The 16,737-nt window shown below is 67.6% G+C and carries 14 protein-coding genes; 9 read left to right on the top strand and 5 right to left on the bottom strand.

Annotated elements, in window-relative coordinates; genetic code table 11:
• Window positions 1-243: hypothetical protein (locus C1706_RS14355; protein ID WP_206661047.1), on the top strand; the 243-nt coding region annotated here is incomplete at its 5' end.
• 531 nt (window positions 244-774) lie between these two features.
• On the top strand, window positions 775-2,184 hold the full coding sequence (locus C1706_RS07915) for a DUF2130 domain-containing protein (RefSeq protein ID WP_129458677.1): 1,410 nt from the start codon (window positions 775-777) through the stop codon (window positions 2,182-2,184).
• 31 nt (window positions 2,185-2,215) lie between these two features.
• On the opposite strand, the gene C1706_RS07910 is transcribed toward C1706_RS07915, so the two are convergent.
• A complete protein-coding gene (locus C1706_RS07910; RefSeq protein ID WP_129458676.1) occupies window positions 2,216-2,563 on the bottom strand; it encodes a winged helix-turn-helix transcriptional regulator in 348 nt (115 codons plus the stop codon).
• Between the two features lie 70 nt (window positions 2,564-2,633).
• On the opposite strand from C1706_RS07910, the gene C1706_RS07905 reads away from it, so the two are divergent.
• Window positions 2,634-3,668: a zinc-binding alcohol dehydrogenase family protein gene (locus C1706_RS07905; RefSeq protein WP_129458675.1), complete on the top strand. Its 1,035-nt coding sequence runs from the start codon at window positions 2,634-2,636 to the stop codon at window positions 3,666-3,668.
• A gap of 77 nt (window positions 3,669-3,745) precedes the next feature.
• Here C1706_RS07905 and C1706_RS07900 read toward each other — a convergent pair whose 3' ends face one another.
• Window positions 3,746-4,693, bottom strand: coding sequence for a PfkB family carbohydrate kinase (locus C1706_RS07900; RefSeq protein WP_129458674.1), 948 nt, complete (start codon window positions 4,691-4,693; stop codon window positions 3,746-3,748).
• A 100-nt stretch (window positions 4,694-4,793) separates the two neighbouring features.
• Here C1706_RS07900 and C1706_RS07895 point away from each other — a divergent pair, with 100 nt between their 5' ends.
• Window positions 4,794-5,960, top strand: coding sequence for an acyl-CoA dehydrogenase family protein (locus tag C1706_RS07895; RefSeq protein WP_129458673.1), 1,167 nt, complete (start codon window positions 4,794-4,796; stop codon window positions 5,958-5,960).
• Between the two features lie 62 nt (window positions 5,961-6,022).
• Here the strand turns inward: C1706_RS07895 and C1706_RS14975 are convergent, their stop codons facing one another.
• The 3 genes from C1706_RS14975 to C1706_RS07880 are packed head-to-tail and all read right to left on the bottom strand — an operon-like array spanning window position 6,023 to window position 9,529.
• Entirely contained in the window at window positions 6,023-6,877 is an 855-nt protein-coding gene (locus C1706_RS14975) for a MaoC/PaaZ C-terminal domain-containing protein (protein WP_129458672.1), read from the bottom strand.
• Window positions 6,877-8,283: a 3-oxoacyl-ACP reductase gene (locus tag C1706_RS07885; protein WP_129458671.1), complete on the bottom strand. Its 1,407-nt coding sequence runs from the start codon at window positions 8,281-8,283 to the stop codon at window positions 6,877-6,879. The genes C1706_RS14975 and C1706_RS07885 overlap by 1 nt, the downstream gene beginning before the upstream one ends.
• Before the next feature lies 1 nt (window position 8,284).
• Window positions 8,285-9,529 (bottom strand): acetyl-CoA C-acetyltransferase, encoded by a 1,245-nt coding sequence (locus tag C1706_RS07880; RefSeq protein WP_129458670.1) that lies wholly within the window; start codon window positions 9,527-9,529, stop codon window positions 8,285-8,287.
• A 77-nt stretch (window positions 9,530-9,606) separates the two neighbouring features.
• Between C1706_RS07880 and C1706_RS07875 the strand changes: the two genes are divergently transcribed.
• The 5 genes from C1706_RS07875 (at window position 9,607) to C1706_RS07855 (ending at window position 16,733) form a co-directional block, all read left to right on the top strand.
• The gene (locus C1706_RS07875) at window positions 9,607-10,236 is read left to right on the top strand and encodes a TetR/AcrR family transcriptional regulator (protein ID WP_129458669.1); all 630 of its coding nucleotides are present in this window, start codon (window positions 9,607-9,609) and stop codon (window positions 10,234-10,236) included.
• Between the two features lie 17 nt (window positions 10,237-10,253).
• Entirely contained in the window at window positions 10,254-12,230 is a 1,977-nt protein-coding gene (locus tag C1706_RS07870; protein ID WP_129458668.1) for an acyl-CoA dehydrogenase family protein, read from the top strand.
• 22 nt (window positions 12,231-12,252) lie between these two features.
• On the top strand, window positions 12,253-13,671 hold the full coding sequence (locus C1706_RS07865; protein WP_129458667.1) for a bifunctional ADP-dependent NAD(P)H-hydrate dehydratase/NAD(P)H-hydrate epimerase: 1,419 nt from the start codon (window positions 12,253-12,255) through the stop codon (window positions 13,669-13,671).
• Window positions 13,672-13,680: 9 nt separating this feature from the next.
• A complete protein-coding gene (locus tag C1706_RS07860; RefSeq protein WP_129458666.1) occupies window positions 13,681-14,856 on the top strand; it encodes a M20 metallopeptidase family protein in 1,176 nt (391 codons plus the stop codon).
• Between the two features lie 446 nt (window positions 14,857-15,302).
• Window positions 15,303-16,733, top strand: coding sequence for a sugar transferase (locus C1706_RS07855; RefSeq protein ID WP_206661035.1), 1,431 nt, complete (start codon window positions 15,303-15,305; stop codon window positions 16,731-16,733).
• Window positions 16,734-16,737 lie beyond the last annotated feature (4 nt).

Here is a 16,737-nt window from a genome sequence, read left to right as displayed (position 1 = left end):
AGGCTCGAGCACCTGCGCGGCTCGGCGCTGGGGTTCCGCAACCTGACCAACTACATCGCCAGATCCCTGCTCGAGACCGGCGGGTTCAGACCCGACTACACCCTGGATTCGGATGAGCCGAATAACCTGGTGCGTCTCACGGAACGAGCGCGCCTCGCCCCCGATCGGACGTCGCCGGACCGATCGAACGACCATCAGTGCACGTCGGAGCCGCGGGGCAAGTTTCGAAAACAGTCCCCGTAGGTCCACTCAAGAGGGGCATGTATCACGTAGCCGTTTGATACATGCCCCTCTTTTCACGTTCCCCACGCATATCGCGGAAAGCCAACGTAGCCCCTTCACCGTCAGCTATGTTTGTGGCGCACACCAGGAGGGCGAACGCCAAAAGGTAGGCGCAAGCAAGGCGATGGCGCCATCACTCACTCCAGCACCAGCCGTCGCGATTTTCCCATCGATGTTAGGCAGACACGGGGCTCGCTCGCAGCGGCACGAGCCTCGTTCACTGAAGGGAAGCATGGTGCGCACGCCATCGAAGCGCTCGATACCTCGGCGAGGTCGAGGCATCTTGAACGGCGCCTCGCCCCAGGGCGATCCGAGGCACACCGCAGGCCTCTCAGTACCGAACGCTCAAAGACTCTCGTGTCGCCCAGGCGACCGGCCCGAACGCACGCTCAGACCGCACCCCACACCTGCCACATCTCAACTCTCCTCGCAAGAGAACTGTTCAGTCCATCTTTACCGAGCGCATCACTAGAACACGGAAGGGGCCTCACCATGCACGAGATCAAATGCCCACACTGCGGTCAAACATTCACCATAGACGAGGCGGGCTACGCCGACATCGCACGACAGGTGCGCGACAATGAATTCGACAAGCAACTACGTGAACGCCTAGCGCTGGCCGACCAGGAGAAGAATAAGGCGGTCGAGCTGGCAGAGACAAAGGCGGCCGGGGAACTCCGCGCAACCGCTGCCGCAAAGGAAGCGCAGATCCATGAGTTGAAAGCATTGCTTGACGCCGCCGATGTCGCTAAGGAACTGGAGGTCACCCGGGCCCTTTCCGCAGTCCAGAAGGAACGAGACGCCCTGGCCGCCGATCTGGAGAACGCACGGCAAGAGAAGGTTGCCGCCATCCAGCTAGCTGAGGCTAAGTTGACGGCCGAGCTCCACAAGGAATCCGCGACCAAGGATGCGGAGATCCAGGGCCTGCGCTCGAGGCTTGAGACCGCCGAGGTGGCCCGGAAGCTGGAGCTGACGCAGTCGCTCGCGGCCGTCGAGAAGGAGCGCGACGAGCTGAAGAACGGCCTTGCCAGGGTGGAACTTGAGAAGCAACTCGCTGAAACGTCCCTGAAAGACAAGTACGAGACACAGCTCAAAGACCGCGACGACGCGATCGAACGCCTGCGCGACATGAAGGCCCGACTCTCCACCAAGATGGTGGGCGAGACGCTGGAACAGCATTGCGAGATCGAGTTCAACAAGATCAGGTCCACAGCTTTCCCCCGCGCCTACTTCGAGAAGGACAACGACGCTCGCAGCGGGAGCAAGGGCGACTACATCTTCCGCGACTCCGGCGAATCCGGAACTGAGATCGTGTCGATCATGTTCGAGATGAAGAACGAGAGCGACGAAACCGCAACCAAGCATAAGAACGAAGACTTCCTCAAGGAACTCGACAAGGATCGCGTCGAGAAAGGATGCGAATACGCAGTACTTGTCTCATTACTCGAGCCAGATAACGAGCTTTACAATACCGGCATCGTGGACGTGTCACACCGCTTCCAGAAGATGTACGTCATCCGACCGCAGTTTTTCATTCAGATGATCACGGTCTTGCGCAACGCTTCCATGAAGGCCCTCGAATACAAGGCCGAGTTGGAATTGGTGAAGGCGCAAAATGTCGATATCACCAACTTTGAGAACGAACTGGAGACATTCAAGGCAGGGTTCGGGCGGAACTATGATCTTGCCTCGCGCCGCTTCCAGACCGCCATCGAGGAGATCGACAAGTCCATCGACCGGCTCCAGAAGGCGAAGGAGGCGCTCCAGGGGTCCCAACGCAACTTGCGCCTCGCCAACGACAAGGCGCAAGACGTCACGATCAAGAAGCTGACGCGCCACAATCCCACGATGGCCGCGAAGTTCGCAGAACTACCAGCATCGCCCCTCGCAGGGGAGGACTAGCGGAGAGTCGAGCAAAGACCCTGACGGGCGATCAATCCCGTGAGGTGTGAGCCTCGACCCAGTCGCGCAGATGCCTCAGCGGCTCAGCGGCGCTGTGGCCCAGGTCTGTGAGTTCATAGTCCACCCGGGCGGGCACTTGCGCGTACACCGTACGGGTGAGTAGCGCGTGCTCTTCCAGGCGCTTCAACGTCTGCGAGAGCACCTTCGGGCTGACCCCCTCCAGGCGTCTGCGAAGATCACCAAAGCGTTGCGGCCCACCATCCAAAGCTCCGAGAGCAAGGGCGCTCCACTTGTTCGCGAGCAGGCTGAGCATGTCCCGGCAAGGGCACATCGCCGCATACACGTCGTTACGGCCACACACATCGGAGGTCTCAACCATGACGCCATGGTACCCATCGGTTACCAATCTCCCTTGACGGTAACCGGGTCCCTTCGGGAACGCTCTTCACATGATCTCGACAACGGCCATCGGCTACCACGACAACCTGCCCGCTTCGGCTGAGGACAGTCTGATCGAACGAACCGTTGAGGCTCCCGCCCCGGGACCGCATGATCTCCTGGTCGAGGTAGCAGCGGTGTCGGTTAATCCTGTGGACGTCAAACTGCGTGCAGGGGCCCCCTCCGGCGGGTTCCGGGTTCTCGGCTTTGATGCGGCTGGGGTCGTGCGGGCCGTCGGGGAGCAGGTGACTCTATTCCAGCCCGGCGACGAGGTGTTTTACGCGGGGAGCATCGACCGGCCAGGGTCGAATCAGCGCCTCCAGTTGGCGGATGAGCGCATCGTCGGACGCAAACCCGCCCGGTTGACTTTCGCTGACGCCGCCGCCTTGCCGCTGACGGCCATCACTGCCTGGGAAACCCTGTTCGACCGCTTCAACCTCGACGCGCAGAGCACCGGGACGCTGTTGGTGGTGGGCGCGACCGGCGGTGTCGGATCGATCATGCTGCAACTCGCCGAAGCGCTACTGCCCGGCGTGCGCGTCATCGCGACGGCTTCGGACGCCGAGCGTGCCGGCTGGGCTACGGCCCTGGGAGCCGAGTTCACGGTCAACCATCGCCACGATCTTGCCGCCGAGGTCCTCGCGATCGTCCCGCAGGGGGTTGATTGGTTGTTCACCGCCCATTCAGAAGGGCAACTCCCCCTGTATGCCCAGATCGTGCGGCCCGGCGGACAGATCACGGCGATCGACGATGGCGCTCGCGACGTCGCTCCCCTCAAGGAGCGCAGCATCACCTGGCATTGGGAACTGATGTTCACTCGGCCCCTGTTTCACACCCGCGACATGATCGAGCAGCATCGACTCCTCGACCGTGTCGCCGATCTCGTGGACGAGGGGCGCCTCCGCACCACGGTGACCCGCACGCTCAGCCCGATCACGGCAAAGACGTTGCGGGAAGCGCATGCCTTGGTAGAGACCGGGGGCACGGTCGGCAAGATCGTTCTGCACGGCTGGCCGTCACCGACCCCCGACATCGCGGGGGCTTGACCAGCGGGCCGAACGCACCGCCGCGTGGTAGGCCGACCGCACCGCTGCCAGATCGTCAGCGCATCGCCGTCGCGCCTTCAGGCAGTGACGTGGTCCGCTGCGGCAGCCTCGGCAGCCAAGAAGGCATCGATTTCGGCGGAGGTGGGTGCGGTCGCGGGCCCGCGCCGGGTCACTTTGATCGCCCCCGCAACGTTGGCGCGGCGACAGGCCTCCACCCAATCGGTTCCGGCGGCCCGTTCGGCGACAAGCACCCCGGTGTGGGCGTCCCCAGCACCGTTGGTGTCGACGGGTTCTTGGGGGTAGCCGGGCACGACGGCCACGGCGTCCCCAGCATGAACCGCGCAGCCTGCCGGGCCATCCCGGACGATGCTGGCCGCACCTGCCGGGAGCAGCGCCGCGATGCGCGTTGCCGCCTCCGCCATGGACGCTGAACCCACCAGCGCTTCGGCTTCCTCCTGATTGGAGGTCCACACTGTGGTGCGTGCGAGCACGGCCTCCCGCACCTTGGCGGGGAGCCCCGCGAAGACGGCGCCCGGATCCACGACCACGCCCACCCCTGCGGGAAGACCCGCCAACCAGGTGAGGAGGGGGTCGCGCGTTGAGGGCACAGCCAGCGAGTAACCGCTCACGCATACCAGGTCAGCGGCGGCCGGGGCGCTCGCGGCCAGCGCTGCCACGCTGAGGTGCCGCTCAGCCCCCAGGGTCGTGACGAAGGTGCGCTCCCCCGACGGCTCCACCAAGACGATGCACAAGGCGGTGTCGGTGTCGACGATGACCGGTGCCGACCACTCCACACCAGCCTGGGCCAGCGCCTCGCGGATCAAGTCGCCGTTGGGTCCGGTGCCGATCGCCCCAGCGTGGACGCATGCCGCCCCCGACCGCGCGGCGGCGACCAGGATGTTCACGGCTCCCCCGGCCTGCTGCGACCAGCCCTGAGCCATCACGTTCTGGCCTTGATCCGGCAGCGCCGGAACCATCGCGGTGGCGTCCACGAGCGCTTGGCCGGTGTGAATGATGCGCGGCATGGCGGCCAGCTTAGGGCCGCCCTCGCCCCGCCGAGGCATAGCGGGCGCACGGCGTGGGCGGCGCCTGGTCCTCCCCGAGGTCGGGAGAGAGAATGGCCCCATGACCTCTGCGACCTTCGACCCGACCCTCTACCTGCCCGACGACCTCCTAGAGCGCATCCGTTCGCGCGCAGCACAGGTGGACGCCGACAACGTGTTCCCCGAGCAGGATCTGGCCGAACTGCACGAAGCGGGCTACCTGCGGATCCTCGTCCCCACTGATCGCGGCGGTTTCGGGTTAGGGCTAGAGCAGGCCGCGGTGCTCCAGCAGCGGCTCGCGAGCGCAGCACCCGCCACCGCCTTGTCGATCAACATGCACCTGGTGTGGACGGGCGTGGCGAAGGTGATGCAGGATCGCGGCATCGACGACCTGGCGTTCGTCCAGACGGGCGCCGCGGCCGGTGACGTGTTCGCGTTCGGCATCAGCGAAGCAGGTAACGACCTGGTGCTGTTCGGCAGCGACACCCAAGCCGTCCCGCAAGCCGACGGCGGCTACGCCTTCACCGGTACCAAGATCTTCACCTCGCTGGCCCCGGTATGGAACCACCTGGGCCTCCACGGCCTCGACACCAGCGACCCGGACGACCCGAAGCTGGTGTACGCGTTCGTTCCCCGTACCGAGCAGGTCGTGACCCGCGACGACTGGGACACCCTCGGCATGCGGGGCTCCCAGAGCCGCACCACCGAACTCCATGGCGTCGTGGCCCCCGCGGATCGCGTCGTCCGCTCGGTGGCGCCGGGCCCGAACCCGGATCCGATCGTGTTCGGCATCTTCAGCGTGTTCGAAGTTCTGCTCGCGTCGGTGTACACCGGCATCGCCCGGCGCGCCCTCGACTTGGCTGTCGCGACGGTCCAGGCCCGCCGCTCCAAGAAGTCGGGCACCACATACAGCCAAGACCCCGACATCCGTTGGCGCATCGCCGACATGGCGCTGGCCTACGACGCCCTTCCCATGCAGATCGCGACCATCGCGCACGACGTGGACGCCGTCGCGGATCGGGGGGCGTCCTGGTTCTTCTCACTGTCCGGGTTGAAGCATCGCGCCGTGGTGATGAGCAAGCATGTCGTGGACGACGCCATGCTGGTAGCTGGCGGGTCGTCCTACTTCACCCGCAACGAACTGTCGCGCCTCTACCGTGATGTGTTGGCGGGGATGTTCCACCCCAGCGACCCTGAGTCGGCACACGCCACCGCGGCCGCCCTATGGCTGGGACCGATCCAGGCGTAAGCCCTGGTCGCTTGGGTAGTGATGGCCCACCTGGCCTCGTGACGCGGCCCCCTCACGGCAGTTCAAGGGTGTGTGACGTCACCCAGGAGGCACGCGGTCCCGCTGCGGGATCGGACGGCGAACCGTATCCCGTCCCCATCCTCCTGCGCCGCGAACCCGACCCGGCCAGGCAGCGGGATCGGCTTGGTGAAGTCGACCGCGACTCGATAGGTGGTCCCCAGCCGCCCCTCTAGGGCGGCCAGGGCGCGTGCATGCGTCCACATTCCGTGAACGATCATCGACGGGAAGCCGAAGGCGCGCGCGGCGAGCGCGGACAGGTGAATGGGGTTGACGTCGCCCGAGACGGCGGCATAGCGGCGCCCGAGATCGGCGGGAAGCCGCCACGCCTGGCTGTCGCGGACGCCCGGATCCTTCGCACGCATGCGTGGCTCCGGCTCACCGGGCACCGCCACGCCCCGCGCGAGGTAGGTACTCCTCCCCTGCCACACCACCTGGCCGTCCACTTGGGCTTCGCCCAGCAGGTCGAACGTTGCTCCGCGTCGATGCGGCGCCAGCCCTGACGCCCGCACCGACAGGTCCAGGGGGTCGGCGACGTGGATGGGTGCCAGCAGCGTCATGTCATTGGAGACGTGGACGAGCCCAGCGAGCCCGAACGGGAAATCCCGTTGGCTCATCAACGCCAGTTGTAACCCAAAGGTCAACACGTGGATCCACGTCGGCGACACCGCATCGCGCAACGTGTACCCGCACACCTCGTCGTAGCGGGCCAGTCGCGCCACATCCTGGCGATGCCCCCGCACACGGACGACGGTCGGTGGCAGCGCGCTCACGCGTCGCGGGCGCCCCCCAACGCGCACCAGCGACCTCAGCAGCAGGGGGCCGCCAGCGGGAAGATCCGGGTAGAGAACCTCAGCCATCAGGCACCCACGAGGTTCTGGCCGCACACCCGCACGACCTGTCCGTCCACACCGCCGGAGGCGGGATCGCACAGGTAGGCGATCGTCTCGGCGACATCGACCGGCAGCCCGCCCTGGGACAGCGAGTTGGTGCGACGGAAGACTTCCCGCTGCACGAAGGGGATCGCCGCCGTCATGTCGGTCTCGATGAAGCCGGGAGCGACGGCGTTGATCGTGGTCGGACGGTCGGCCAGCGCGGCGGATTCAGCCCACACCAACCCCATGACCCCGGCCTTGGAGGCCGCATAGTTGGTTTGCCCCTTGTTCCCGGCGACCCCCGACGTGGAGGCGATGCCGACGATTCGGGAGCGCTCCCCCAAACCACCGCCACCGGGGCGATCGGTGAGCAGCACCTCGTTCATCGCGATCTCTGCGCCCAGATTCACGTGAAGGACGGCCCCCCACTGCGCTTCGTCGAGATTGGCCAGGAGCCTGTCTCGGGTGATTCCGGCGTTGTGAACGATCGCCCAGATCCTCGCATGGGGCCCGTGAACCTGGGCCACGTGCGCGGCGATGCGCTCGCCAGCGTCGGGGGCAGTGATGTCGAGTTGCAGCGCTGATCCACGCAGGTCGTTGGCGACGGCGGCCAAGGCGTCGCCGGCCGCCGGGATGTCCACCACCACGATCCCAGCCCCATCGCGTGCGAACGTGGCCGCGATCGCCGCTCCGATCCCGCGGGCGGCACCGGTGACGACGACGATCCGTCCAGCGAAGGGGCGGGCGGGGTCATAGTCGGCGTCCACGGTGTCGCCTGGCTTGCAGGGAGCGACCCGCCACGTTTGGCCATCCACGAACGCCGAGCGGCCCTGCAGGAGGAACGACAGTGTGGAGGCCAGGTCGCCGGGCTGAGCATCGGCGCGCACGACGATGAGGTTGGCGGTTGCCCCCTCACGCAGTTCTTTGGCCACGGTGCGGTTGATGCCGTCGATCCCCTGCGCGACGGCCTTGGCCTCCAGGCCGTTGACGTCGCGCGCATCGGTCGCGACCACGATGACGCGCCCGGATCGTTCCAGGCGCTTCATGATCGGACGCAGCACCTGTCGCAGGTCCTCCAACGCGGCGATGGTGCGCACGCCGGTGGCGTCGATCACCAGCGCACCGGGACGCCGCTCGTAGCGGGGCGGCTGCGGGCGTCCCTTCTCGTCGGGTGTGCGGCTGTCGGGCGTGTCGCGCAGGGGGACGCCAGGGGTGACGCCGATCGCTGCCAACGTGGCTGCCACGACGCCGCCGCCAGGTAGTTCGGCGAGAAGGATCTCCCCCAACGGCCCGACCCGGCCACGCCGCAGGGTGGGCGACTCGGGCAGCCCCACCTTGGCGGCCACCTTCTTACCCAGGGACGAATGGAACAGGTTTTCGACCAAGCTCATGTCAGCATCCCTCCAGGATCGCGACGACGCCGATGCCCCCAGCGGCGCAGATGGAGATGAGGCCACGAGAACCGGGGCCGCACTGGTGCAGGCGTTTGGCTGTCGTGGCCACAATCCGGCCGCCCGTAGCTGCGAAGGGGTGGCCTGCGGCGAGGGAACTGCCCAGCACGTTGAGCTTGGCGCGATCCACGGTGCCAAGCCCGGACTTCTCCCAAGCGGCCAAGGTGGCCAAGACGGTGCCCGCGAACGCCTCATGGATCTCGATGACGTCGAAGTCGGCCAAGGTCATCCCCTGGCGTTCGAGCAGGACGGGGAGGGCGCGGGTGGGGGCGAGAAGGAGGTCTTCTTCCCCGGTCACGTAGTCCGTGGCCGCGACCTGTGCATCGACGACGCTGGCCAATGCGGGCCAATGATGCGCGTCCGCGTATCCGCGATCGGCGAGCAAGACCACGGCCGCGCCGTCGGTCAAGGCGGTGGAGTTTCCTGCCGTCATGGTCCCGTGCGCGCCGCCGAAGACGGGCTTGAGTTTGGCGAGCTTCTCCAGGGTCGTGTCCGGACGCAGCAGCCCGTCGCGGGTCACCTTCAGGTACGGCGTCACCAGGTCGTCGAAAAAGCCCGAGTCCCAGGCGTCGGCCAGCCGTTGGTGCGAGGTCAGCGCGAGTTCGTCTTGGGCTTCACGGCTGATCTCCCAGCGCGCGTTCGTGAGGGCTTGGCTTTCGCCCATGCTGAGCCCGGTCCGTGGCTCGACGACGGCCGGAGGCACGGGCATGAGGTCGGCTGGCCGCAGCGAACTGAGCGCTGCGAGGCGTTGCGGCAGCGTCCGGGAGCGGTTCGCGCGCAGCAGGGCGCGGCGCAGGCCTTCGCCCACCACGATGGGGGCATCCGAGGCGCTATCAACGCCACCGGCGATGGCGGTGTCCGCCTGCCCCAACCGGATCTTGTTGGCCGCGTAGATGACCGCCTCCAGGCCGGTGCCGCAGGCTTGCTGGAGGTCGCAGGCGGGCGTGTGGGGAGACAGCGCCGAGCCGAGGACGGCTTCGCGCGTGAGGTTGATGTCGCGGGAGTGCTTCAAGACCGCCCCGGCGACGACCTCGCCGATCGTCGTCCCGGCCAACCCGAACCGTGCGACGAGCCCGTCCAGGGCGGCACTGAGCATGGCGATGCTGGACGCCTGCGCGTAGGCGCCGCCCGCCTTGACGAAGGGGATGCGATTGCCGCCCACGATGACGGCGGTGCGTTCGGTCATGCTGCTCCTCGTCGCTGAGTAGAACTGATCGAAACCGACGGTAGCAGGTACCTCAAGTGTCGTATACCCTGCTAGACATGACGATCTCGGTGGATGGCCGCACGACGCGGTGGGCCCGGCACAACGCCACCCGGCGGCGTGAACTCGTGGAGGCCGCTCTCCGCGCCATTCGCCACCACGGCCACAGCGTCGGCATGGACGACATCGCCGCCGAGGCAGGCACCTCCAAAACCGTTTACTACCGGCACTTCGGCGACCGCAACGGCCTGTATGAGGCGGTGGTGGAGTCGGTCCACGCGTTCATCTGGGGCAACCTCAGCGACGTGTGGAACCAACGCCGTTCCCCCCGTGACCTGGTGGAACACCTCGCCGACGCCTACCTGCGCGTCGTCGAGGTCGACGGCGAGATCTACCGCTTCGTCACCGCCCGCCCCGGCGGCACCGCCGATCCCGTCTTGGGGATCACCAATCGCATCGGCGACCAGGTCTCGGCGACGCTGGCCGACTGGCTTCGCGACAAGGGCCTTGACCCTTCACCGGCCAACACGTGGGGTCACGGGCTCGTCGGCTTCATCTGGGCCGTCGCCGATCGCTGGATCCTGACCGACCTGCGCCGCCCGCGTCCCGACATCGTCACCTTCATCGGCGACCTCTTCACCCCGGCCTTCGACGCTCAGACGCCAACCCCTCACCACACCATGGAATGACGAAGGAGTCCTCAACCATGACCACAACCATCTCGCATGTCACTGGTGCGGCCCCCGGCTCGCCGAGCGCCCCTCCCACCCCCGAACGCCTCTCTGCCACCGGCGAAGGCCTTCGCCGCGCCCTGGATGGCCCGTTCCACGACCTCAAGCAGCGCTGGCGCGACACCGTGACGGCCACAGACGTCGTCCGGGATCCGGCTTGGTCGATGGAGGAAGCCAGGGAGTGGGTGCTGGAGAAGATGCTCGCCCTGGTGGGGCGGGGCTTCCTGACCGCAGGTTTCCCCGCCGCCCAAGGGGGAAACGGAACGCAGGCCGAATCCGTGGCGCAGTTCGAGATGCTGGCCATGGGGGATCTGAGCCTCACGATCAAGTCGGGCGTCCAGCACGGCCTGTTCGGCGGGGCGATCACGAACCTCGGCACCACCTGGCATCACGAGACCTTCCTTCCCGGCGCGATGCAAGGAACGCTCACCGGATGCTTCGCCATGACCGAACTCGGCCACGGGTCTGATGTGCAAAGCATCGAAACGACCCTCACCTACCTGCCCGACTCCGATGAGTTCGAGGTGCACTCCCCCCACCCCCTGGCCCACAAGGCCTACATCGGCAACGCCGCCCGAGATGGCCGCTGGGCGGCTGTGTTCGGGCAGTTGATCGCTGATGGGGAGAACCAGGGCGTCCACGTGGCTTTGGTGCAGATCCGCGACGACGACCACCAGCCCGCCCCGGGGGTCACGATCGGCGACCAGGGCCACAAGGGCGGTCTGCTGGGGGTCGACAACGGCACGATCGGGTTCGACCACGTCCGCATTCCGCGACGCCAGTTGCTCAACCGCTACGGAGGGATCAACGACGCTGGCACCTACGACTCCCCCATCGCCAGCAAGAATGCGCGGTTCTTCACCATGCTGGGCACGCTCGTGCGCGGACGCATTTGTGTGGGCGGTGGCGCCGCCAGCGGCGCGCGCAAGGCACTGTCGATCGCGACGCGCTACGCACTGCGACGCACCCAGTTCCGGATGCCTGGGCTTGGCCCCGAAATCCGGCTGATCGACTACCAGACCCACCAGCGACGCCTCCTGCCCAACATCGCCAAGGCCTACGCCTACGGCTTCGCCATGAACGACCTGATGGAGCAGTTGCAGCGCGTCACCGACGCTCATGGCGCCGATCCGGCGGCAGCTCGCGAGTTGGAGAGCCGCGCTGCCGGCATGAAGGCCACCCTCACCCGGTGGGCAACCGACACCATCCAGGAGTGCCGCGAGGCGTGCGGGGGCGCCGGCTTCCTCAGCGAGAACGGCATCACCTTGGTCCGCCAGGACGCGGACGTGTTTGCGACCTTCGAAGGAGACAACACCGTCTTGTTGCAGTTGGTGGCCAAATCGCTGCTCCAGGGGTACGCCCAAACATGGGGGGACATGGATCTGCGCGGCACAGCGCAAGCCACGGCCCGGATGGTCGGCGAGGCGGTGGTGGAACACACCACCGGACGGGCCCTGCTCGACCGGCTGATCGCGAGCGCAGCCCGGCGCCCCGAGGCCGCGCAACTACGGGCGCGCGGCTGGCACGTGTCAGTTTTCCAAGATCGGGAGCGCCACATCCTGCAGAGCCTGGCCCGGCGCATGCGCGCCGCGAGCAAGGCACCCGCCGCCGACGCCTTCGCCGCCACGAACGCCTGCCAGGAGCACATGATCGCGGTAGCCACGGCCCACATCGACCGCGTGGTCTTGGAGGCGTTCACCGCCGCCATCGAGCGGGTCGGCGACCCGTATGTGCGCTCGATCCTCATTCAGGTCTGCGACCTCTATGCGCTGACCGTGCTGGAGGAGAACAAGGGATGGCTGCTGGAGCACGAGCGCATCGACAACACGCGAGCCAAGGCCATCAGCCAGGCGGTCCTCGACATCAGTGCCGCCCTCAGTGAGCAGGCGATCGCGCTGGTGGAGGGTCTGGGGGTCAACGAGGAGTGGCTCAACGCGGCGATCCTGCGCTGACACCGGGGCATAGGGTGCGGGCATGGAGCCGATCATCACCGCCGCCGCCATCCGTGCCGCCGAGGCCGACTGGTTTTCCGCCCACCCGGGTGGCGACCTCATGGGGCGGGCCGCCGAGGCCGTCGCGCATCAGACGGCGCGGCTGCTGACCGGTCGTGAATCGTGGGGCGTCCTGGTCGTGGCCGGCCCGGGAAACAATGCGGGTGACGCCCTCTTCGCGGCTGCGGACCTGCCTGACCTGCTGGGCCGGTCCGTGCCGTTGTGGGTGTGGCCAGTCGTCGAACGAACCCATGAGGACGGCCTGGCAGCAGCGCTCCAGGCCGGTGCCGTCGTGGTGGACGCCGGGGCAGCCCTGACGCTGGCGTCCGGTGTTGGGGTGATCATCGACGGGCTGGCAGGCCTGGGCGGGAGGCCCGGCCTGCCCGATGCCGCCCTCGCAGTGGCACGGGCTGCGTCCGAGGCTCACATCCCGGTGGTGGCGGTCGATCTCCCGTCGGGTCTGGTCGCCGACTCGGTGATCGCGCACCCGAGTTTCGCCGCCGACGTCACCGTCACCTTCATCGCCCGCAAGCTCGCCCACGTCGCCGAACCGGCCGCCTCGGCGTGCGGACGCGTCGAACTCGTCGACATCGGCGTCCCGGTCGCGATGACGGGCACCTGGCGGATCACCGCCGATGACGTGCGGTCGTGGTACCCGTGGCCCGGACCCCGCAGTGACAAGTATTCGCGCGGCGTGGTCGGCCTGGACACGGGCTCACTCGCCTACCCGGGCGCGGCGCTGCTGGGGGTGGATGGTGCCCTCCACACTGGGGCCGGGATGGTGCGCTATGCGGGCCCGGCGCGCGAAAGCGTCCTGGCTGCGTTCCCGAGCGTTGTCGCGCCACTGGATCCGCTGGCTCCGGGACGCGTGCAGGCCTGGGTCTGCGGTTCGGGGTGGCCTTCGGCCGATGCGGCGCGCCTGGAGCACCGGCTCCGCGACCGCGTCCCCACGGTGATTGACGCTGGCGCCCTCACCGGGCTCCCTGCGACGCTGCCCCCAGGCTGCCTCCTCACCCCCCATGCCGGGGAGTTGGCTCGGCTGCTGAGCGTGGACCGTCATGACGTGGAGGCGGATCCCCTCGCGCACGCCCGTACTGCCGTGCGGCGCACCGGCGCCACCGTCCTCCTCAAAGGGGCGACCCAGTACTGCGTCCGCCCCGATGGCGCTGCGATGATCGCGGAACCCGGTCCCGCCTGGAGCGCCACGGCGGGGTCGGGTGACACCTTGGCCGGAATCGCCGGAGCGCTGCTCGCCGCAGGCCTGGATGCCTGGCGCGCGGGCGCCATGGCGGCGTCCCTGCAGGCGCGTGCCGCCGCCATTCTCCCCGGCCCGCGCACTCCCTCCGAGGTTGCCGCACGCGGACTTCCGGACGCCATCGTGGCGCTGCGCGCACCGGACTAGGGTGAACGGGTGACCGAAGACCTTCTCGCCCACCTCGTTGCCGGAATCGATGCCGTCCTCCCCGAAGCCGCATCCTTACGGCGTGCGATTCACGCTGATCCGCACCTCGGCGGCGACGAATCCGACACCCGCGACGCCGTGACGGCTGCGGCTCCGTGGATCGACTGGCTTCCGGTCGCGGAGACGGGTGCCTTCGGGCGACTGGGCCCTGCCGGCCCTGCGGTGGGCCTGCGTGCAGAACTCGACGCCCTCCCGATCACCGAGGCCACGGAGGTCGAGTGGGCCTCCCAGCGCCGCGGCATCATGCATGCCTGCGGGCACGACGTCCACATCGCCGGCTTGTGGGCCCTGCTCGCCGCCATCCAGGACGCCGACGCCCCCCTCCCGGTGGGGCTGGTTCCGATCTTGCAGCCGCGCGAGGAGTGCAACCCCCCTGGTGCGACCGACGTGGTCGCGTCCGGCCTGCTGGAAGACGAGAACATCGCCGCGATGGTGGGGGTCCACGTCCAGCCGGCGGTCGAGCGCGGGGTCGTGTCGACTGGTGCCGGGCCGGTCAATGCGGCGTTCGATACCTTCCAGATCACCGTCACTGGCCGGGGTGGGCATGGCGCCTACCCGCACCTCGCGGTTGACCCCATCACCACCCTGGCCACGATCATCGCCGCACTGCCCGAGACGCAGGCACGGGTCATCAACCCGATTCACTCCAGCGTGGTGTCGGTGGGCACCATCCGCGGCGGCACCGCCGACAATGTCATCGCCGACACGGCCACGTGTACCGGAACGATGCGGACGTTCCACGAGGCGGATCGCGCGGCGTTGCAAGGCGCCATGACGCGACTAGCCGAGGGCCTCGCCTTCGCGCGGGGGGCATCCGCCTCGGTTGCCTTCCGGCGCGGCGGCCCCGCCTTGGTCAACAGTGAACCCCTGGTGGAAAGGACGGACGCCGCCCTGACGGGCCTCGGTATCCCGGTGGCAGGCGAGCCGTTCCGGTCATGCGGCTCGGACGACTTCTCCGAGTATGGCGACTCGGTGCCTTCCCTCATGAGCTTCATTGGGACCGGACCCGTCGAGGGGGTCGGCTTGCATCACGCAAAGTTCCTGCCGGGTCGCGACGCCTTGCGGCTGTGTGCGGTGACCTTCGCCGCCAGCTACGTTGCGGCGGCCGACTTCGTCCGGTTCTAAGGCCCCCGCCTGGGGCGTCTTCACTGCTTTTCGCTGGGCCTTGCATCGTGCCCAGCCCCGGTGTCGCGGGGAGGCACCGGGGCGTTTTTCCTTGTCACCCGGGAGGGGTATTGCTCCCCGTTGCCGAGTATGGCGCAGCACGCTACTATCCCTAGAAGCGTCACATCCCGCCCCTCGGGGGCTAGCACGTCACGGCCCACTCGTCACTAGGCCCGTGTCTTTTGTGTTCCTCACCGCCGGTCGCGATGGACCCGCGCGCACTGTGCTTGCGGCCGACGCGGAACGTGGGGGAATGAATGACGACTCGCTTGATACCCGAAGAACACCGTCGCGCCGGTGGCGACTTGACGTCCGCTTTCCGGGCTGTTGCCACGCCCCGGTCGGAGGTGCCGCTGCGGTCAAGTGGGTATGCGAGCGAGGCACGTCGCTCCCCTCGGACGTCTCCGGTGCTCGAGCGCCGACGTAGGTGGGAGCGTCGTTACCGCCTGAATCTGTGGATCAGCGACGCCGCCATCATCATTGCGTTCTGCGTGTTCTCGACCGTCCTGCGACTCCAGATGCTTGACCCGAACCTCATCGCCGAAGATCCCGGGATCATCGCCCGCATTCCGCTCATCACCTCCGTCGGGTGGCTCGTCGCGCTGAGCGCCTTCGGCACCAGGGAGTCGGAACTCTTCGGCAGCGGCGTGACCGAATACACCCGCGTGGCGCAGGCCACCGGCTTCGCCTTCGGACTGCTGGCCATCGCCTTCATCGTGTTCCAGTGGCCCGGCTTGCGGACCCAGTTGCTGGTGTCCCTTCCCTTTGGCCTCTTGGTCTTGCTGGCGTCACGCTGGCTGTGGCGTCGCTGGCTGCTGCGCCGCCGCCGCTTCGGCGAGTACGTTTCCCGCGCCTTCGTTGTCGGCGCCCACGACGAAGTCGCTTTCGTCCTGCGCCGCCTGGGCACCACCTGGGCACTCGGCTATCAGGTCGTCGGTGCCAGCTTGTCGGATCGCCCCGTCTCCTCGATTGCCGTCGATGGGCACGCCTACCCGGTCGTGGGGTCGGTGTACGACGCGGCCGCGACAGCCCACCGGCTCGGCGCCGACGCCATCATCGTGGCAAGCCAGCCCGACGAGGATCCCGACTTCGTTCAGCGCCTCAGCCAGCAGATGGTCGGGACGGCCGCTGAACTGGTCATCGGGGGGCGGCTCGCGGACGTGGCGGGCCCACGCATCTCGCTTCGCCCCCTGGAAGGGCTCCCCCTCATCCAGGTGAAAATCCCCACCTTCGAAGGTGGCGCCCACGTCGTCAAACGAGCTTTCGACCTCGTCGTGTCGTCGTTGGCCCTGCTCGTTACGCTGCCGATCGCCCTGGTGGTCGCGATCATCATCAAACTCGGCGACGGCGGCCCCGTCTTCTATCGCCAAAAGCGCGTCGGTCGCGACGGGCGCGAGTTCGACATGCTGAAGTTCCGTTCGATGCGGGTGGGCGCAGACGCCGAGCGCGCCCTTCTGCTCGCCCAGAACGAAGGCTCGGGGCCCTTGTTCAAGATGCGTAACGATCCACGCGTCACGCATGTGGGCCGGATCCTGCGCAAGCACTCCCTGGATGAACTGCCCCAGTTCTGGAACGTCTTCATCGGCGACATGAGCGTGGTCGGTCCGCGTCCGCCCCTGCCCAGCGAGGTGACCACCTACGACGGTCGGGTCTACCGACGCCTCTACATCAAGCCAGGGATCACCGGCCCCTGGCAGGTGGGTGGCCGCAGCAATCTCTCCTGGGATGAGAGCGTCCGCCTCGACCTGCACTATGTGGAGAACTGGTCGGTGCTCGACGACCTGCGCATCATGTGGCGCACCGTCGGCGTCATGCTGAAGCCCGAAGGAGCCTACTGATCTC

Origin of the sequence: Propioniciclava flava, assembly GCF_004126535.1 — a bacterium.
GTDB classification, from domain to species: Bacteria; Actinomycetota; Actinomycetes; order Propionibacteriales; family Propionibacteriaceae; genus Propioniciclava; species Propioniciclava flava.
Note: the sequence above shows the minus strand (reverse complement) of the source record. Positions and strands in the feature narration are given on the sequence as shown.